This is a genomic window from Paenibacillus sp. MCAF9 (assembly GCF_052114265.1).
In the GTDB taxonomy this organism is placed as follows: Bacteria; Bacillota; Bacilli; order Paenibacillales; family Paenibacillaceae; genus Pristimantibacillus.
Window position 1 is genome coordinate 93,466 of the sequence record NZ_JBFREL010000008.1, and the last position, 18,238, is coordinate 111,703.

The following is an 18,238-nucleotide window of genomic DNA, read 5'->3' on the forward strand; positions in this document are numbered from 1 at the left end:
TTAGTCGGAGTCGGGACCGACGTCAATTCTTGTTAGAATGGCCGGACAACGAATATCCTCGACATCCGCTTTCTGATTGTTTATACATACCGCCGGAGACGGCTGGTATTCATATATGGCCTGTTGCTCCTTGCCGCATACACGGTTGTAAGCGATTACACAATTCTCAGGCGCATAAGGAATCCGCTTGCCGAGCGTAACGCCATGACGACAATTCACAATCGTATTATTCACGACATGCGCGCGATAGACGCGCCAATGTTTCCTCAGTTCCTGCTGCGTCGGCGCCTCCGGATAGCCGCCCGGACCCCCGTCGTAGTTACCGCCGTCAATGAGCAGCGTATCCAACGTTAAGTTTTCCATATAATTATCAAAAATGTGATGGTCGTTGCCGTAAATGCGAAACCCGCCCATCTCTTCCTTCATGCCATCACCGATAAACACATTGTTATGAAAACGGTTTCCATGTCCGTGCCGCGCTGTCACTTGGCCGGCGGAGTTTTGGAATGTGTTGTACCGAATTGTATTATAGCAGCTTTTTACCGAAATAATCTCGGGCTCTCCGTCGCAATTTTCAAACAGATTGTGTTGAATAGTAATATAACCGTTCGAGAGAGAGATTCCGGACAAGCCAAGCCGGATCGCTTCAAGCCCGTTGACGACTCGTGGACCTATATGATGAAAATAATTATATTCGATAACATCATGCTGCGAAATTTGTTCCCCATCGCCATCAAATATGACGAGCGGTCCAAGGTCGGCCTTTGGCCCGAACTCGTTGCGTTCGATCCGGTTCCAGCCGCTGCCGCTTCCCACCACAGACAGCAGGCTATACTCCGCCCCAACCTGTCGCGGCTCAAATCTATTCCGCGCAATCCTCACATGCCGCGAACCGTCCAGAATGATAGATTCGCGCTTCTCGACCTGGAATAGCAGCCCCCATACCTCTACATAAGCAGAGTTCAAGATGCGTATACTTGATTCGCCAGCTATCGTCGCTTTTCCTTTATTAACGGCACGGATGCTTAATATGGCGGTGTCCGATCCCACTTTGCCTTCAATGATATAGTCTTCATTCCGCTCATAAACGCCGTCTGCGAGCAAGATCGTGGAACCAGGTTCTGCCCGGCCCATGGCTGCCGCCAACTCGTCGCTGCTCGACACCCAATAAATAGTAGTCATCTTCCCACCTGCTTCCTATAAAATAGGCTGATATGATCCGCAGCCTCTGCAGGATCATATCAGCAACTTCACAACTTCTATTATGAAAGATACGTTTCCCATGCCATAGTGTAAAAAAATGAAACAATCATAAAAAAGTAAACTGAGGCTCAAAAATAGCTAAAATAATCGCCTTGCAACCTGTAAATCGCAACCTGCCGGTGGACAAAACATAAGAAAGGACGTATCCCGATATCAAATCGTAGATACGCCCCCTTTGTAGTTGCCTGTTTACCAGCCCGCTTAACCGAAAAAAAAGTATGCAACCTTCATCTCTTCTTCCTTCAACAGCAACTTTTGTGCTGCTTCAAGCAGGGGTGTGCGGTCATAGACAAGACTTTTCATTGCAATTTTGCCATCTGTAATCGTGAAATAGTGCGCTTCTTTCGACGGATCGTCGCGACGGCGGTAGGACACGCTTCCCGGATTTAGCCACAAACTGGCGTCGCTCAAATAATGAATGCATCTGCGATGCGTATGTCCGAAAATAATGCGGCGATCTCCTGCGGTTCCAGTTGCCTGGCCGCTGCGTTCCGCCCAGAAAGCGTTGTACTTGGGCAAGCTGTCAATCGTCAAATAGTTGTCGTACAGATGCTGCATCGTGTAACGATAGCCATCCATTTCGAATGTGCGACAGACTGGTATGCTTTCTAGGAAGGAAATTTCGGCTTCACCGAGCAGCCTTGCATTGCAATGTGCCCACTTGATCCCATCCTCCCCAACATCCTGACCTCTATTGCCGTTTCGGTATAGGTCGATAATAATGTCGTCGTGGTTGCCGCGAACGCAAATCGCATCGTTCTTATGCACCCATTCGATAACTTCCCGCGGGAAAGGCCCATAGTCTACGAGATCTCCCGCGCAATAAATCAGGTCACAGCCTTGTTCTGCCTTGCGGATCGATTCCAATGCATAGACGTTGCTGTGAATATCCGAAATAATCAATGCTTTCATAATCAGTTCAACTCCCAAAAATTCAAAATTTCCAGCAGTACCGTCACCACTTCCGCCCGCGCACTGTATCGCCTGGCATGAAACGGTTCCGCTCCCGCATTCGGATCTAAGTGTTCTCCCATTTGTCGAGCGTACTCTCCTTCCTTTATATATAAAGATGCAACTTTGATAAATCGTCAAAAGCTAAAACAGCCCTCATATATTTCGACTTCCTATCTGCAATTTCTGGAATGGACATCAAATTTTAAAAAAGTTGCTTGCCTTGCATTATTTAATCCACGAGCATGAAGGTATGAAGCTCGATATGAACAGCTATCACTCATAATATAAAAAACCTGTCTTTACAGCCTCGTTTGATACAACTTTGACCATTCCTATAGTAAATGACCACACAAAAGCCCCTAAGAAGCCGCTATCCTGTTTCTGCTCTGGACGGATAACGTTTCATTAGGGGCAATGACATAAAATGTACTAGTAAGGTCTTATTCTTTTATTATTCCAACAGGTTTATTTAATCAAGTCTGCGGCAGCGAGCATTCTGTTCATAATGACTGCCGTCTCCGCCCGAGTAATTGATCGCTCAGGACTAGCAAGTTCTGCACTGCCTTCAATAATTCCCAGCTTTATAGACAAAGCGGCAGCTGCTTTCGCCCACTCAGCAACGCTAGAAGAATCTTTAAAGCCTAGCAATTGCGCATCTATGTCCTCTTTCGACAAATCCAGCTCTAGTCCCGCCAGCTTCAGTGCCCGTTGTACGATGACCATCGCTTCCTGACGGGTAATTGATTGGTTCGGTCCGAACTCCGATCCGCTGTAACCTTGAATCAAGCCATACTGTTGAGCAATTGCAACTGACGTATAATACCAACCATTAGCTAGCACATCGGTGAAAGCTGCTGATTGATTCGCTTCCCTAAGCCCTAGCGCCCGAACGATGATAGCTGTAAATTCTGCTCGAGTAATCGCGGTATTCGGTTCGAAATGCGTATCATCAACACCGCCAACGATAAGTCTGGCTCCCATCTCCTCAACAATGTCTTTCGACCAATGGCCTGCGACATCTATAAACGACTTATCGTTATAAATGACGGAGTAGATGCTGTTTCTTAAGCTGTTGATCACAGCGTAATAATGACCATTTTGTTCTACTATCTTCGTCGGCACATGTGCGAGGGTTCCATCTGATTTCACCACAACACCAGTCGTGATTTTGTCCAATAGAATGCCTGCTGGAATGGCAATCCTTCTCTCGACGTATCCATTGAACTGCTTGATTTCTACCGTCTTGCCGTTATAGCTGGCCGTCAATTGAAAATCTATCGCCGGAGAAACAAAAACAATATTGCCATCTTTTTTCTTCTGGAAAGCTGCTTCAGGAGAATCAGGCGATAGGCTCGTAATTGTAAAGTTAATCGTGAAATCCTTCAGCTCCGATACTTCGCCAAATTTCGAGGATAATCCATCGAGCTCCCTCCCCGGAATACTATACGAAGCTGTTGCTGTCTCCAACTGTACGGTAATACCTTGTAAGTTCAGGTTTGCAGCGATCGATCCGCTTAGCTTAAGCGAAACCTGATCTATCTCTTCTAGGAAGGGAATCGTAATGGTCGATAGGTTAGGAATCGTTTTGAGTATCGCCAGCAGTTTATTGTCATCCAGCGTAATCGTCGTTTGTGTACGATTATTACTCGCAGTTGTCGTACTTGCTGTAGCAAACTGCTCATATGCAATCCCGTTGATGATTATTGTAACGTTCTTCGTACTCGGTTGAACAGGTGTCGATCCAGAGCCGGAGCTCGAGCCTGAACCCGTGCTTCCTGTCACCGTAAACGTTATATGAGCACTAGATTCAGCATCAACCTCTCCATCGCTGCCATTCCACTCCAGAGTGGTTGTCCCTTTCCATCCGCTTCTTGGTGTATAGGTCAGCTTCGAAATATCTGTCATGTCAACCGACTGGCCTGCAATAACAGCAGTGCCATCGAGCTTGAGCGTTCCCGAGTCCGGAAGGGTAATGAATATAATACTCTGCAATGCACTTCCATCTTCATTACTGTACTGGAAGTCAGCTCCAGACAACATTACAATATCCGCATTATCAACTGAGAGCGTTACATCGGACAGCTTAGGCAATGACTTATAATCAATCGTATCGGACAAGCTCATACTGGTATTATCTATAGCATCTTTTAGCTGCATGTACACGGACTTCGTTCCTTTGCCATCCTTTAGCATCCAGTCCTTGCTGTAGGAAGACGATTGAGCGGCTTCCCATTCACTCCAGTTGGTCTGGTCATTGGAGAATCTCGCTTGAACGCCACCGATTCCGCCTGCATCTTCTGTCTTAACCGTCAATACGATCTGCTTATGTCTGGATAGATCATCTCCATTCTGAATAACAATTGTACCTGTTGGTGCGGTTGTATCCAGCTTAATGCTTGCTTCATACGTTGTGCTGATCAAGCCCTGCTCATCACGAAGCTGCATATATACCGTCTTGTCGCCATCCGGTGCAGAAAGTGTCCATGCCTTTGCAGCTGCGAAAGGCTCCCAGGCTCCCCAGGTCACACTGTCGTTAGAGAAACGCATATCCAGTGCATCACCATCAGGATCAGACGCAGTCAGCTGCAAGGTAATATTCCTCGTGCCAATGATTTCAGCTTCGCTCTGAATATGAAGCTCTCCAACAGGGGCCTCATTCACATCATTGATTGAAATGATGAATTCCTGCTCCAAAGTGTGGCCTGCTGAATCCTTCACCGAAGCACGAATACTGTAGCTCGATTGAGTCTTGTAATTCAAGCCCGTATTAAGCTTAAGCTCCGCTTCATCGAGCATAAAGCTAGCGTTATCCGTATCTCCCGCCCCACTGACAAGTTCGTACGTCAGCGTCTCGTCTTTATCCTTATCTAAGGCGCTGAAGAACCCTATCGTGGTGCCAATAGGCTCATTCTCGTCTATCGTTGTTGAAGACAGAATCAGATCTGTTGGCGCTTCATTGACATCTGTTACCGTTATCGTAAAAGTCTTCTCGTAGCTAAGCGCAGGTGTTCCATTATCTGTCACTCTCACTCGAATCTCATAGCTGTTTTTAGCTTCATAATCAAAAACAGCATAGGTCAGCAGCTGATCGTTCACTATTTGAAAGCTGCTGTTATCCGTGCTGCCAGCTCCGCTTACTAGAGTATAGGTGAAGCTCTCACCTGCATCAGGATCTTTTGCACTTAAAACACCTACAGTTGTTCCGGCCGCAGCATTCTCGGATATGCTCGAACCCGAAAGAGTTATATCTATTGGAGCTTCATTCTCGTCCCCAACTACAATAGTAAAGCTTTTCTCAAATGCAAGTCCTGCTGAATCCGTTACTCTTATGCGAATGCTGTAGGAAGACTGCTCTTCATAATCAAAGCTCGCAGACGCTAACAGCGTATTGCCTGAAATCTCGAAGCTGCTATTATCCGAATCACCCGAACCACTAACTAGACTATAAGTAAAGCTTTCTCCCTTATTACTATCCGTAGCACTAAGTGTCCCCACCGCTAAGCCTACAGCATTATTCTCAACAATCTGAGCGCTAGAAAGCGTTATATTGGTAGGAGCCGTTAGCTCCAATACGCTGTTCATAACCAAAATTTTATTGGTATTAGCAGTAGCAATATCCGCTTTGTTATCACCGTTGAAATTACCCGAAGTCAATCTAGCAGTAAATGACCCATATGGGTAGCTCCATACCGATTGAAAGGTTCCATCTCTATTGCCGAATAAAATCGCAAGATTACCATCTTGCACACCACCAGCGATATCAAGCAATTCGTCTCCATCGAAATCTCCTAATGTAAGATTCAGAGGGTAATAGCCTAAATAATAGGATGAGTACGATCCGAATGTCCCATCTCCTTGACCAAGAAACACATTTACGCTATGGTCACCATTGGCAGCTAGAGCAACGTCCATCTTGCCATCCGAGTTGAAATCAGCAGCATGTAGAGCCAGAGGAGATATGCCGGTCCCGTAATTTGAGATCGAGTTAAACGCAATTCCGCTTTCTGTCCCGCTATTGAGCAGAATACTTATCGTATTCGAACCACTATTAGCAGCTGCAAGGTCCACCCTGCCATCACCATTAAAATCAGCTGCCACTATACTTCTTGGGTATATCCCTACCGATAGCGATGTTTGCGCTACAAAAGTCCCATCCCCAACACCTTGCAGAATCGACAATGTATTGGAAGCATGGTTGGCAGTAACGATATCTACCTTGCCATCACCATTCAAATCCGTTGCAAGTACGTCCTCCGGCCAGTTGCCGACCGCAATGGAGTCGAATAGCTGGAAATTGCCGTCTCCAGATCCCAGCAAAATACTTATCATATTATCATTAGCACTGGTAACTACGATATCCAGATTCCCATCGCCATTGAAGTCGGCTACTGCAATCCCCCGAGGATTCCCCCTGACACTCACATCCTTCTGGCCTTGGAAAGTACCATCACCAATGCCTAAGAGTACCGAAACTTTATTGCTTCCTAGATCCAGGACAAGTAAATCTTCTTTACCGTCTCCGTTGACATCCGAGTTCTCTACTTTGTAGATATTGCTGCCATTATAATATTGAACCTTATCTTGGAACACCGGCGCTGCTGCATAACCTTGCACGGGTACGACCAGCAATGACAAACACAGCACAAGCGGCAGCAGTTTGTATGGCAGAGTCCCTTTTGTTAAAAATCTCATTATTTCACTCCTCTTTTCGACAATTACTGCTATAATAATACATCCAATTACATCCATTTGTAATCCATTTTTAAAGTTTTACAGATAACTCAACTTTCGCAGATTGAAATCGGCAGGCAAAGCTCCCCGAATGCGAAGCGCATAGATTTGAATGGTTTCCCGCGCTTCGATAGATTCAATCGTATTCAATAAGGTTTACGGCAATTGAAACCAAGTTAAAATCCGTGTTACTCTTAAGATAATTCCATTCATATAATGAAAGGGTGCCGTCATGTTCTTTTACAAATTAAAGCCAGCATTTAAATTAATCGCTTTAGGACTTACTATCTTCGGATGCTACACTATCATTAAATTGTTTTTCTAATAGTTAATACTCAATCCTGACTTAGATTCACTTCTATCAATCGTGCAGATCATGCTATAATTCCCAAAAGGGGGGATATCAGTCAGAACTGCATCATTTGCCCCCTAACCAGCGGCCAACTCATTTATTCAAAGGATTTCGGTCTAATCCATTCGGTAGCTGGAGAGGATGGCCTCGCACTAGCCAACCTGTTTTATCGCTTATCATATATCCTCGCGCCATCCAACAACGAACCATGAGTCTCCCAGCTCCTACTAACTCATCATCACAAGCATCATCAGAAAGCCGTTATTCCTCGCGGCTATAAGGTGTTCAACGAACTTTACCCATTCTTTCTTTATTATTCATTATGTTTCATAGTCTCGTCGGACTGCGCAGTTATTGGTATGTATTCGTCATAAACAAATCACCCTGCCCATATAATCACATGAAGTTAAATTAGAGGAGTGATGAAAAATGGAATTACAACCCATTTATAGCTACGATCCATTTGTCTATGAGACATTACAGACCATAGTAGGTAAGTTTGTGGTAATTGAAACTACCCAAGGGTCCATAGAGGGTACCATTAAAGCCGTAAAACCAGATCACGTCGTTTTAAAAGGACGCAATAAGGATTTTTTTATTAGGATTGCTCAGATCGTTTGGATCATGCCCGATTAATTAAAAAGGGGATTTACTCCCTCTTCCTCAATCCCTCAAATTAGATTTATTTGTTCAACCTCCGCCTCTTGCACATAAACCTTTTCCACCCAGCTCAGCGGGACTATCTTCCGATTAACCCATTCACCGTCACGATCGCGCTCCATAAGAATCTGGTCGGCGCGCCGCGGATTAACATTGCGCTGCTGCCATTTGGCTTCTGTTACCGCCGTCCATTTCCAATGCGTGGTAGTTATTCTAAACAAGCTGGGCGCCTCCTAAAATACTAAGTTTTTTCCTTCGAACTGCAGCTTTGGTTGGACCGTCGCAATCCGGCGCTCTGCAATCTCGACATACTGCTCGCCTAGCTCTATAATTGTGCATTCCCTGTTGTTTTCCAGCGCGACCTTTAATGTGGTTCCCGATCCCCCAAACTTAATTGCTCTGAAATCAAGCGATTTATGTTAACAGCTGTAAACTAAGCTTACGAAGCACAAAGGCTCTGCCTCAGGTATTTACTCCCCGGCAGAGCCTTCAGTTTTTTGTTAGATTCCTATAGCTTCATATCATCCCATAATGATCGTCTTCACGATACTGGATGATGTTCATTGTTCTTCTCCTTTCTTGCTTTTTTAACATCTTCTACCCTACTCGCGCGATTGCCAGTTCCATAGCTGTACTTCACCAACCCTTATATCTCTGACCCACGGCTCCTCACGCAGCATTAGCAGCTCTTTGACCGGGCCGGTAATAACAGCTCCATACAGCCTTACACCATTCTTTTCCACATAATCGATTGTGTGATCTAACTGTAGAAAAGGAGCTACTTTGGTTGAAATACCTTTATTTTTCTGTAGCATGTATAAGGTTTTCTTAAAGTAGCCATTCCTCTTTTCCCCGTCTCCATAGGATTCGAGCGATGGATAAGATCCTCCACTGGACACCACTTTTCCGAACCACCCTGTCTTTTCTTCCGAGTAGAAGTCCACCGTCAAATCATCAGATTGCCAGATCGGATAGTAAGGAAAACCCACTGGATTTGTAACGGCTCCACCGCTATCCACTTGCTTCGGATCAAGACCGGTATCCACCGCGAACCAGACTGGCTCCATGTTCCTATGCTCGAATTGCTTTAATAGCTCATCTGTCGAGAATAACCGATCCAATGATAGATAAGCTTCTGCCACAGTTCCCTCTGGGAGCTTCTCGAGCTTTACCCACTCATTATGGTTAAAGCGCTCCTCTTCCCGGCGGTTAGTCTCCTGCTGTTCGCTTTGATTTGCTGGTTTATAATCGGGATGATAGAAAATACTATTGCCCCCTATAATGTTTCCCTGCCAAGTAATCTGCGGAGCCGAGGCTAGATTCAACAGAAACCGCATCGAAAAATCTGCTACAGCAATCTCTTCGTCACCAACTCTCTTATTCAGCTTACCTGTAAAGTCCATTGTAAAAAAAGCATTGCCTGTTCCATTCATATTGACCTTCAGATTGGGGTGGGAAACAGCGACTGCTGACTCCACAACATCCCGGTAAGCCTTCATCCGGTCCGGCGTGCCGCTCCCGTAAAATACACCAGTAATAATCATACTAATCACAGTCAGCACTAGTAGGACGGATAGTACCGTAAAGACATTCATCACCCGAGCCTTCCATTTGCCACGTCGGATAATAACGGCTTCTTTCAATGAAGGTATGCGATTACGCATCCTCTGTCCATCCTCCCCCTCACGGGAATGCTCCTGGTCTGACTGTGTGACAACTTCCTCCAAATATGCTTGATAAACCTCCATCTTCTCCATTTCATGCTCTACTTCCTCACGCTCTTCATCAGTGAGCTTGCCTTCAGCATAATCCTGTAACTTCCGTTTGAAATCCTCACTCATTCTGATCACTCCCCCTTTCTACCCTGTCCCCGTACCGCTTGCCGTGCTCGAAACAGCAAAATCTTCACATGTGATAATCGGATATCCATAATGTCTGCAGCCTCCTGATACGTGAGCTGGTTAAAATCAATGAGCAGCATCGCCTGCTGCTGATTTTCCGGCAATCCGGATAAAGACCGCCCGATTTCGTGCCAACGCTCCTGACGCAACAGCTCATCCTCCGGGGTATGATGATCTGCAAGGCGCTGAAAATAATCAGGGGTCTGCAGTGTTGTGCGGCTCTCCTTGCGCTTGTAATCCACATAAGCATTATAGGCAACCCGGAATAACCATGGCTTGATCTTCTCGTCTTGACAATTTTCCAAATAAAGATATGCCCGGTAAAAGGTCTCCTGCATCAAATCTTCTGCCGTATGATGGTCGTAGCAGAGGGAGCGCAAGTAGCGATAGACATCCTGCACATAAAGCTGGTAAATATCATCCAGATGGTTTCCCTTCATTTTCTCCCCCCTGCCCTAAACACGAATCAGACGAACTAAAGTTACAGTTTACAGTCAAAAAAAAGGAAGTCGTCCAGAAGAATATATTTATACGATCATCAAATGTTAAGAAATTGTCCTACAGTCAAAAAAGTTTAATTTCAGCAATAAGATCCAATTCTTAATGATCTCTTTACGTTTATTTTGAATAATAGCACAGCACCTTAAAATCAATAAGTAAACAATTGGATATCCTCAATATAAAAATAGCGAGTAAACCAATGAGGTCTACTCGCTATTTTTATTTGATTCATTATGCTGTGCCTCCGACTTAGTTCAGTTTTATTGATAAAACGAGATGTTCCATATCCTTATCGTTGTAATGTTTAATAAATGATTTATCAACTTTCATACCCGCTCTTTCTGCCACTCGAACAGATGGTAAGTTTGTGGAACGTACGAACGCATATATCTCATTTGCCCCCAATTGTTCCTTCGCATAACTAATCCAAGCCTTAGAACCTTCCAACGCATATCCTAAATTCCAGAAACGTTTCTTTAGCATATAACATACTTCCAGTACGCGCTTCCCTTCGAAATCACTATAATGTAGTCCGATCTGCCCAATAAACTCACTCGTTTCTTTGGATATAGCTACAAAATAACCAACTCCATCCTGCTCATAATAATCCAGTTGCCGATATATCCATTCTATTATCTGTTCACTTGTAAATGTGTGTTCCCATGCACACATTACTTCTGGATCGGTAAGCATTTCTGCAAGCTCCTTGTAATCCTCTAAATCGATTCTCCGGTATTTTAATCGATTGCTTTCGTAAAAATAGTCTAAATTACTCAAGTAGTTCAATCTCCTCGCAATATTGTTAAAAATGACTATTCCAACTTGAACTTGCAGCAATGAATCTAGATATAAAAAAGCCATCTTAGCCCCGTTAACATTGCTAAAATGGCTTATTATTTGCATTCTAATGTCATTCCTCAGAGACAAAGCGTTTTGGATAAACGGGAACAATTTTATAAATTTCTTGCCTCGGCAACCAATCCGTACTTTGTGCATTCATTACTTTTACATAATCAGTGAATTCTGGATCTTTAACATCGTGAAGAACACCCTCATAGGTAACTGTTGAGTCTAACTCTACAATGACTACATGTCCAATAAAATCATCGATACGCATTGAGCCGCCCTCCTCATTTAAAGCAGTTCGACAATATAAATAACTTTCCTTCAACGAACGTTAGCCTACATTATTTTATATCAAATTAACTATTATACAAATCATACAGAAGTCCTAGCCGTAATACTCGAAAGCATGTTCAATAATCAGTAACTTCAACGGAGACCCGAACAACATAGCTATCCGAATCCATCTCTGAAAAGTAGTTGATCAAATCCATTACGTACACATTCCCGCATACTTTCATTCCTTTGCGCTCAATGTATTTTTTTATAATGGAGCAAGCCTCTGAAATGCTTTCGTAAGAACCTTTATGGTCCATAACCGCATAAAAGCCCTTGGGCTTGATAAGCATTCTGTCTCCCAAAATCGGCGCTTTAATCCTATTTGCTACATGGCTCCAAGAAAAGGTGCTGGATTCATAACTTTCTTTGCTTATAAGCGCCCAGATCGGAAATTCGTGATTGATAAAATGTTTTTCACAATAATTGCGATGTTCACTTAACTTAACAGCAAATTCCTCTTCGTCCCCTTTTTCGAGCGGCGTCGCGATTAAATACTCCATTTCACATTCTTCTATAGAAGGATTGTCCCGCAACGTCTCCATCGATGTCTTCGTCATTTGAATGGCATTTTGCAAAATATCCTGCATCCGTTTGATTCGAAGCAGCTCTGCTTCCAATTCACGATGCTTTTGATTAAACAGCTCGATGAGACTCGAAGTGTTCCTGTTCTGGATAAAACCTTTGATTTCGTGAAGAGAACTCCCAGCCTTCTTAAGCACATTAATAATATCCAAAATATAGGATTGGCGATGAGAATAATAGCGGTATCCATTTACATGTATAAATTCAGGCTTCAAAAGCCCGATCTCGTCATAGTGAAGAAGGGTATGCTTTGTAACCCCGCTTATGCTCGCCAGTTTGCTGATCGTGAGATAACGACCGTTAATATCGGACATGTTGAATATTCCTCCGAGTCTAAAAATCTTATTAACCGATAAATGGATTATCGCTAAATTTTACCTAATGAAATTGGCTTTGACAATAGGGTAACCCTGTAGTTTAGAGTTAAGTCCAGAAGGTTTCTAGCTTTGTATGACATGGAGGGAAAAGCAAGATGAACAGTATCAATCGTTGGATCGTTCTGGCTGTCGTTTCAAGCGCACTTTTGCTCATTGTAATGGATGCGACGATTCTTTATACGGCTATGCCAAGCTTAACTTACGACCTAGGTGCTTCGGCATCGGAAAAATTATGGATTCTGAACGGTTATTCGCTTGTTATGGCAGGTCTGCTCCCGGCGATGGGAGCACTAGGAGATCGTTACGGCCATAAAAAAATATTCGCCCTTGGATTGCTCGTATTTACGGCAACTTCTCTCCTAGCGGCTTTTGCTCCAACTCCGTCTGTATTGGTCGTAGGACGGGTACTCCTTGCTGTTGGGGCATCCATGATGATGCCTGCTACATTATCCATCATCAGAGTCACATTTACCGACCCGCGTGAGCTCGGACTTGCGATCGGCATTTGGGGTTCCATTGCTTCTGGAGGGGCAGGAATTGGTCCCCTTGTAGGCGGACTGCTTATGGAGCATTTTTGGTGGGGTGCCGCCTTTTTGATCAACGTTCCAATCGCGATCTTAGCGTTTGTTTTGACACTGGTATATGTTCCGAAGCATGAAGGCAATAAGAATACGAAGTGGGATCTTACCGGCTCCATTCAGATCATGATTTCCATGGTGGCGATTGTTTTTGCTATTAAAGAATTTGCAAAGCGCGAAGGGTCCCCCATGCTTGCTGCTATCGCCTCCGTTATCGGGATCGCGGCAATGATTATTTTTATTCGTCGTCAGCTCAAAAGCCCAAACCCGATGCTCGACCTGTCGCTCTTTAAAATATCTCCTTTTATGACAGGATGTATTACTGCTTTAGTCGGTCTATTTGGACAGCTCGGGGTTCAGTATATTGTGACTCAGCGACTTCAACTAGTGGTAGAAATGAGTCCGCTGCAAGCGGGTCTGATCACGCTAAGCGTACCGGCGGCGGCTCTTATTGCAGGTCCACTGATCGGAAAGATATTGCATCGCTATAATGTGATATATATCAAAGGCCTCGCTCTTCTAACTGCCGCTTTGGGAACGATGATTTATGTCTTTCAATTTAATTCCGGCATTGCTGGACAAATGATCGGACTAGCACTCCTCGGAGCAGGCTTGGGAGCAGGAATGACGGCAGCTTCTCACTCGATCATGAGTTATGCACCGCCTGAAAAAGCGGGGATGGCGGCTTCAATTGAGGAAGTGGCCTATGAAGTCGGAGGGGCGTCCGGAATTGCAATCATCGGAAGCATTTCTGGTCTAGTGTATACGCTCGCTATGAATATCCCCGAGGGACTTCAGGTTCCTGCCAATGTAAAAGACAGCCTGGACGAAGCGCTGCTGGTTGCCGATGGGTTGCCTGTTCAGGCATCCGAAGCGTTGAAAGCGGCTGGGCGCTTAGCTTTTGATCAATCCTTTTTCGTCATACTTCTGGGGTTATCCGTATTTTTTGCAATAACCTCATTAGTTATATTATGGATAGGAAATCGATCGAAACAAAGTCATTCAGTAAACGTTCAACACAATCATTAAAGTACTGAATAAAGAGGTTTGAAGAGATTATATTGCGGAGCAATTAAAGATACATTCCATTCCTACAAACAAAAACCCCGACCTCTTAAGGTCGGGGTTTCACATGCTGATGGCGAACCTTGGTTATGCAACACTACAATTCCATTAACTTTACTTATTGTTCAAGCAATTTATCCAACAAGCGAATAATCATCGCAACTGACTCGGCACGGGAAGCAGATTCATTTGGTTTGAACAATCCGTTGCCTTTACCGCTTACGATACCTGCACTAGCAAAAGCATTAATTGGTTCAGAAGCCCAGTTCGCGACTACATCCGAGAACGGATTGGTTGTACTAGGAACATAGTTCGTCAAACGAGCTAGCATTGCAACGATTTCAGCACGGGAAATTTTTTGATTAGGATGGAAAGAACCATCACTATAACCTGTAATTATCCCATTAGCCTGTAATGCTGCAATCGCTTCTGAGGCCCAATGCCCTTTGGTGTCAGAGAAGGAAGCACCGTCTGAATTCGTTAAACCAAAAGCTTTTGCAAGCATCGTGGCGAACTCGGCGCGAGTTACATTTTCATTCGGATGATAAGAACCATCACTATAGCCTTTTACAATCCCCATCTTAGCAGCACGCTCCACTGCTAAAGCACTCCACGAAGATGCCGGGACGTCCGTAAATTTTAAAGCGGGAGCAGATTTTTCTTTTTCCACGATAGCCTTAACTACATCCACATCAATCTTGTCGTTGAAGACTGGTTTCGTAATCGTTGGTGTAGATGTTGGCGCCGGCGTTGCTTTTGGTGTTGATGTTGGCGTCGATATCGGTGCTGATGTTGAAGTCGGTGTTGGTGTCGATGTTGGTGTCGGTGTTGGTGTCGATGTTGGCGTCGGCGTCGGTGTCGGTGTCGGCTCAACTCCTGCTGTTTTCACGACAGTAAACTCATCAATCTTATTACCCGCACTTGTACGTGCTTCCACATGAATCCCGTCCTCAGTAATTTCAATAGCGGAATATACTGGCACGTCCTCATCAAAAATATGTTTCAAATAATTATATTGTGTACCATCATAAAATTTCCAGCCCGATGCACCGCCATCAAGATAAACGGTACCTTCATTTGTATCCTTATTAGGCTTACCATCTTGCATTGGATAGGTACGCGCATACACATGATCATGACCTACTAGAACCAAATCAACTTTTTTCTCTTCTAAAATAGGCGCAAAATACGTTTGTGTATACTCAACAAGGGTTTCTCGACCATTTTCTGTATGGTAAGCAGGACGATGGAACATAACGATAGTCCATTTTTTATCATTTTTATTTAAATCTTCTTCGAGCCAAGCTGCTTGATCTATCATTTGTTCCTCTGTACCCTCTGAGTTCAATACGACAAAATGAGTATCATCAACCTCATAAGAGTAAGCATATTGAAGCTGAGATTCTGGTCCGTTCGTTGGGAAGTTCGCCCCTTTGGTAAATACTTCTTTCCCTTCACTCTTCACATCATGATTACCCAATGTTAGAGCCGTTGGAATTTTTGTTGCGTAGACCGCAGATGCTTGCCAGAACTTTTGCCATTCTTCAAAAGCGCCGCCTACATCAACCATATCTCCGCCATGCATAATAAACTGTGTTGATGGATGTTGTTTCAAAGCGTTAGTCATTAATTCTTGATAGGCTTGTATGCCTTGTGATTGATTCGTATGAGAATCTGTAATAAACAAGAATGAGGTCGGTGTTGTTTTATTCTGATCCACTGTCGAATATTCATACCATGCCGACCAATTGCCCTCATAACCTACACGATATTTATAGGCGGTGTCTGCTTTCAAACCTTCAATCAGAGCATTATGAAACCGGATTTCACCCTTCGTTCCATTTTCCTTCATACTAAGCACTTGAAGCTCACTCTCAGCTTGATGTTGTTTTACATGTTTAATATCAGGGCTTTCTCCTGTTCCCCATTCATTAGCTTCAATGTATTCAAGATAAGTAATGGTTTGGTCTGGCTTGGTTTGCCAAGCAGCGCTCAGCTCAGAAGACATATCTTCTGCCACATAGGTTTGAACATATTGAGGTGTATCTGTACCGTATTGCTCCACGACTTCATAATTGACAACCTTACTGTTCTTATCACCGTTGACCGCTTGAACCTGATAGGTTCCAAGTGCCAATGTAGTTAGGTCTGTCATTAATTGTCCTTTAGCATCTGTTTTACCAAGGCTGCCGTTCAATAACTGACTGCTAACATCCGATTCAGAGATATAACCTGTTGTTTGACCATCTGCTAAAATAATTTCGAATAATCCATCTTCAGCTTTTGCAGAAGCATAGTAACGTTCACCAGCTTTTGCAACCATTAATACCTCAGAAGACGTATCGTCATCCTCATATACATTAGACGTTACAGTGTTAACGGTAACTACTGAGCTTTGCTTTAATAATCCAATGAATACAATGTCCGCACCTTCATACGGCTTGCCCACATGGTCTAATACTGTAAATGTAGAAGGCGTGCCTAAACCAACTCCCGTCATTTCCAGCTGATATGGAAATGCGATGGTATAGTGAATAGGTGCAGCGAGTGGTGAGCTAGTCTGAACTTCGCCAGCTGTAAGATTTGTATTGCTCATGGTTATGGTCTTGTAAGCTTCACCACGCTCCAGCGCGGCATGAGAGCTCACTCTAAAATTAACCGTAACGGAATTATGGGCTGCTGCTACGTTATGAAGTGCTACTTTAACCATCCCGTGCTCATTATCAATTTCTGAGGTTAGGGCAACTCCAGTCGCCTGAGTAATGCTTTCAACTTGAAGGATACCTTTATCATAATTTAAAGCAAATTCCGCACGATCTGCATTCAAATAATCATTGATACCTACCTGTACAGAGTAGATTTCGTTGCTTATTGCTTCTTTGTTAGCAGTCATGAACAATCGTTCTCCTGCATTCACTGTAAAGGCGAATGTTTTCCCTGCCGGGTTACCAACCTTATCCTTCACTTCAATAACAAGCTCATGATAACCGCCATCCACATATTTTCCTGGGTAGGTTAATACCTTTGTATTTTCAGAATAGTCCACTTTATCCGTTATATTCGTTCCATCCAAAAGAACAGATAATGTATTCAAATCCAAACCTGATCCGCTATCGTCCAGCTCAACCTTCAATGCATCAAGCGGAGCGTTTAATACTTCATTTGGGGCAGGGGCTATAGGTTTAATAGTTGGAACTTCTTTATCCTCATCAAGTTCCTTATAGATAAAGGTAATATCGTCTACCCAAATCGAGCCTTTATTTTTCTTGCTCATATTCGATTGTTTCAATTGGAAAAACAATTCAAGGACGATCGGACCTGGTTTTCCCTGCGGCACATCCGCCTCAATATATTTCCATCCAGACCAGTCTACACCCATCTGATTTTCACCATAAAATTCTGCTTGAAACGATGATCCGCCTTTATCTCTAAATTTTGTCGTTAGCAAATGTCCTTCATTGTTCCCATAAACCCACATGCCTACTTTGGTAGGGTAGCCTGTGACTGGAATATTCCCTGTTTTATACCCGACTTCAATTTGAGAAGGGTTATCTACGATGCCAATCATATCGTAATCAATTCTAGCTGAATATTGTCCATTTCTTACATGCTTCTTGTTGTTCTCCAAGTGCAGCGTAGCATCATACATGCGTTTAGGATTAAATTTCACATCTGAGATTCCATCTTCAAAATCTTCAACGATAATATTTGGCGATGCTTCCTCTACTGCAAAGACATGGTTATTTTGACCAAAACCGATATGTAGTCCCCCTCCTAGCAGCGCTATAATGGATGCAATTACTATTGTCTTGCGTAATACTTTTGCTTTCATTACGTTTCCTTCTCCCTTAGTAAAATGGTTAGTCAATGAGAACTATAACAGTGCATTGTAAAATTAAACCTCCTTAACTATTAAGAAATTTTATTTTTATTCACAAAAATTGTAATTAATCGTCCTTTCGAGTTGCGCTGTGATGGGAAAAGACGAGTAGAAAACACAAAAAAACCCGATCTCATTCGATCGGGTTTTCCATTTCCGCGGAATTAATTATTCGTATTTGCCCTAGCGCATCTCAAAGCTCTGCACCATGG

Annotated in this window: 13 protein-coding genes; 2 read left to right on the plus strand and 11 right to left on the minus strand. The window is 43.7% G+C overall.

Annotation, left to right across the window (positions count from 1 at the left end):
• The 3 genes from AB4Z45_RS15965 to AB4Z45_RS15975 all read right to left on the minus strand — a co-directional run bounded on the left by AB4Z45_RS15965 (position 1) and on the right by AB4Z45_RS15975 (position 6,909).
• Positions 1-1,182, minus strand: coding sequence for a polysaccharide lyase 6 family protein (locus AB4Z45_RS15965; RefSeq protein WP_441910314.1), 1,182 nt, complete (start codon positions 1,180-1,182; stop codon positions 1-3).
• Between the two features lie 282 nt (positions 1,183-1,464).
• On the minus strand, positions 1,465-2,175 hold the full coding sequence (locus AB4Z45_RS15970) for a metallophosphoesterase family protein (RefSeq protein ID WP_441910315.1): 711 nt from the start codon (positions 2,173-2,175) through the stop codon (positions 1,465-1,467).
• 507 nt (positions 2,176-2,682) lie between these two features.
• Positions 2,683-6,909 (minus strand): FG-GAP-like repeat-containing protein, encoded by a 4,227-nt coding sequence (locus tag AB4Z45_RS15975; RefSeq protein WP_441910316.1) that lies wholly within the window; start codon positions 6,907-6,909, stop codon positions 2,683-2,685.
• Positions 6,910-7,729: 820 nt separating this feature from the next.
• Between AB4Z45_RS15975 and AB4Z45_RS15980 the strand changes: the two genes are divergently transcribed.
• The gene (locus AB4Z45_RS15980) at positions 7,730-7,936 is read left to right on the plus strand and encodes a YuzF family protein (RefSeq protein ID WP_441910317.1); all 207 of its coding nucleotides are present in this window, start codon (positions 7,730-7,732) and stop codon (positions 7,934-7,936) included.
• A gap of 35 nt (positions 7,937-7,971) precedes the next feature.
• Here the strand turns inward: AB4Z45_RS15980 and AB4Z45_RS15985 are convergent, their stop codons facing one another.
• From AB4Z45_RS15985 to AB4Z45_RS16015, 7 genes are all read right to left on the minus strand, one after another.
• Complete coding sequence (locus AB4Z45_RS15985; RefSeq protein ID WP_441910318.1) at positions 7,972-8,181, minus strand: hypothetical protein; 210 nt, start codon at positions 8,179-8,181, stop codon at positions 7,972-7,974.
• A 12-nt stretch (positions 8,182-8,193) separates the two neighbouring features.
• The gene (locus AB4Z45_RS15990; RefSeq protein WP_441910391.1) at positions 8,194-8,355 is read right to left on the minus strand and encodes a DNA methyltransferase; all 162 of its coding nucleotides are present in this window, start codon (positions 8,353-8,355) and stop codon (positions 8,194-8,196) included.
• Positions 8,356-8,562: 207 nt separating this feature from the next.
• The gene (locus tag AB4Z45_RS15995; RefSeq protein ID WP_441910319.1) at positions 8,563-9,801 is read right to left on the minus strand and encodes an anti sigma factor C-terminal domain-containing protein; all 1,239 of its coding nucleotides are present in this window, start codon (positions 9,799-9,801) and stop codon (positions 8,563-8,565) included.
• Positions 9,802-9,806: 5 nt separating this feature from the next.
• Complete coding sequence (locus AB4Z45_RS16000) at positions 9,807-10,301, minus strand: sigma-70 family RNA polymerase sigma factor (protein WP_441910320.1); 495 nt, start codon at positions 10,299-10,301, stop codon at positions 9,807-9,809.
• 310 nt (positions 10,302-10,611) lie between these two features.
• Positions 10,612-11,139, minus strand: coding sequence for a GNAT family N-acetyltransferase (locus AB4Z45_RS16005; RefSeq protein ID WP_441910321.1), 528 nt, complete (start codon positions 11,137-11,139; stop codon positions 10,612-10,614).
• 133 nt (positions 11,140-11,272) lie between these two features.
• Positions 11,273-11,479: a hypothetical protein gene (locus AB4Z45_RS16010; protein ID WP_441910322.1), complete on the minus strand. Its 207-nt coding sequence runs from the start codon at positions 11,477-11,479 to the stop codon at positions 11,273-11,275.
• Between the two features lie 139 nt (positions 11,480-11,618).
• Complete coding sequence (locus AB4Z45_RS16015; RefSeq protein WP_441910323.1) at positions 11,619-12,440, minus strand: MerR family transcriptional regulator; 822 nt, start codon at positions 12,438-12,440, stop codon at positions 11,619-11,621.
• Positions 12,441-12,598: 158 nt separating this feature from the next.
• Between AB4Z45_RS16015 and AB4Z45_RS16020 the strand changes: the two genes are divergently transcribed.
• On the plus strand, positions 12,599-14,110 hold the full coding sequence (locus AB4Z45_RS16020; RefSeq protein WP_441910324.1) for an MFS transporter: 1,512 nt from the start codon (positions 12,599-12,601) through the stop codon (positions 14,108-14,110).
• Between the two features lie 154 nt (positions 14,111-14,264).
• On the opposite strand, the gene AB4Z45_RS16025 is transcribed toward AB4Z45_RS16020, so the two are convergent.
• Positions 14,265-17,978 carry an S-layer homology domain-containing protein gene (locus AB4Z45_RS16025; RefSeq protein ID WP_441910325.1) on the minus strand — a complete coding sequence of 1,238 codons (3,714 nt, stop codon included), beginning with the start codon at positions 17,976-17,978 and terminating at the stop codon, positions 14,265-14,267.
• Positions 17,979-18,238: the final 260 nt, after the last annotated feature.

Excerpts from the sequence above, each read along its gene's own strand:
- AB4Z45_RS15965 (WP_441910314.1), bottom strand. The coding sequence starts at position 1,182 with ATGACTACTATTTATTGGGTGTCGAGCAGCGACGAGTTGGCGGCAGCC.
- AB4Z45_RS15970 (WP_441910315.1), bottom strand. The coding sequence starts at position 2,175 with ATGAAAGCATTGATTATTTCGGATATTCACAGCAACGTCTATGCATTG.
- AB4Z45_RS15975 (WP_441910316.1), bottom strand. The coding sequence starts at position 6,909 with ATGAGATTTTTAACAAAAGGGACTCTGCCATACAAACTGCTGCCGCTT.
- AB4Z45_RS15980 (WP_441910317.1), top strand. The coding sequence starts at position 7,730 with ATGGAATTACAACCCATTTATAGCTACGATCCATTTGTCTATGAGACA.
- AB4Z45_RS15995 (WP_441910319.1), bottom strand. The coding sequence starts at position 9,801 with ATGAGTGAGGATTTCAAACGGAAGTTACAGGATTATGCTGAAGGCAAG.
- AB4Z45_RS16000 (WP_441910320.1), bottom strand. The coding sequence starts at position 10,301 with ATGAAGGGAAACCATCTGGATGATATTTACCAGCTTTATGTGCAGGAT.
- AB4Z45_RS16010 (WP_441910322.1), bottom strand. The coding sequence starts at position 11,479 with ATGCGTATCGATGATTTTATTGGACATGTAGTCATTGTAGAGTTAGAC.
- AB4Z45_RS16015 (WP_441910323.1), bottom strand. The coding sequence starts at position 12,440 with ATGTCCGATATTAACGGTCGTTATCTCACGATCAGCAAACTGGCGAGC.
- AB4Z45_RS16020 (WP_441910324.1), top strand. The coding sequence starts at position 12,599 with ATGAACAGTATCAATCGTTGGATCGTTCTGGCTGTCGTTTCAAGCGCA.
- AB4Z45_RS16025 (WP_441910325.1), bottom strand. The coding sequence starts at position 17,978 with ATGAAAGCAAAAGTATTACGCAAGACAATAGTAATTGCATCCATTATA.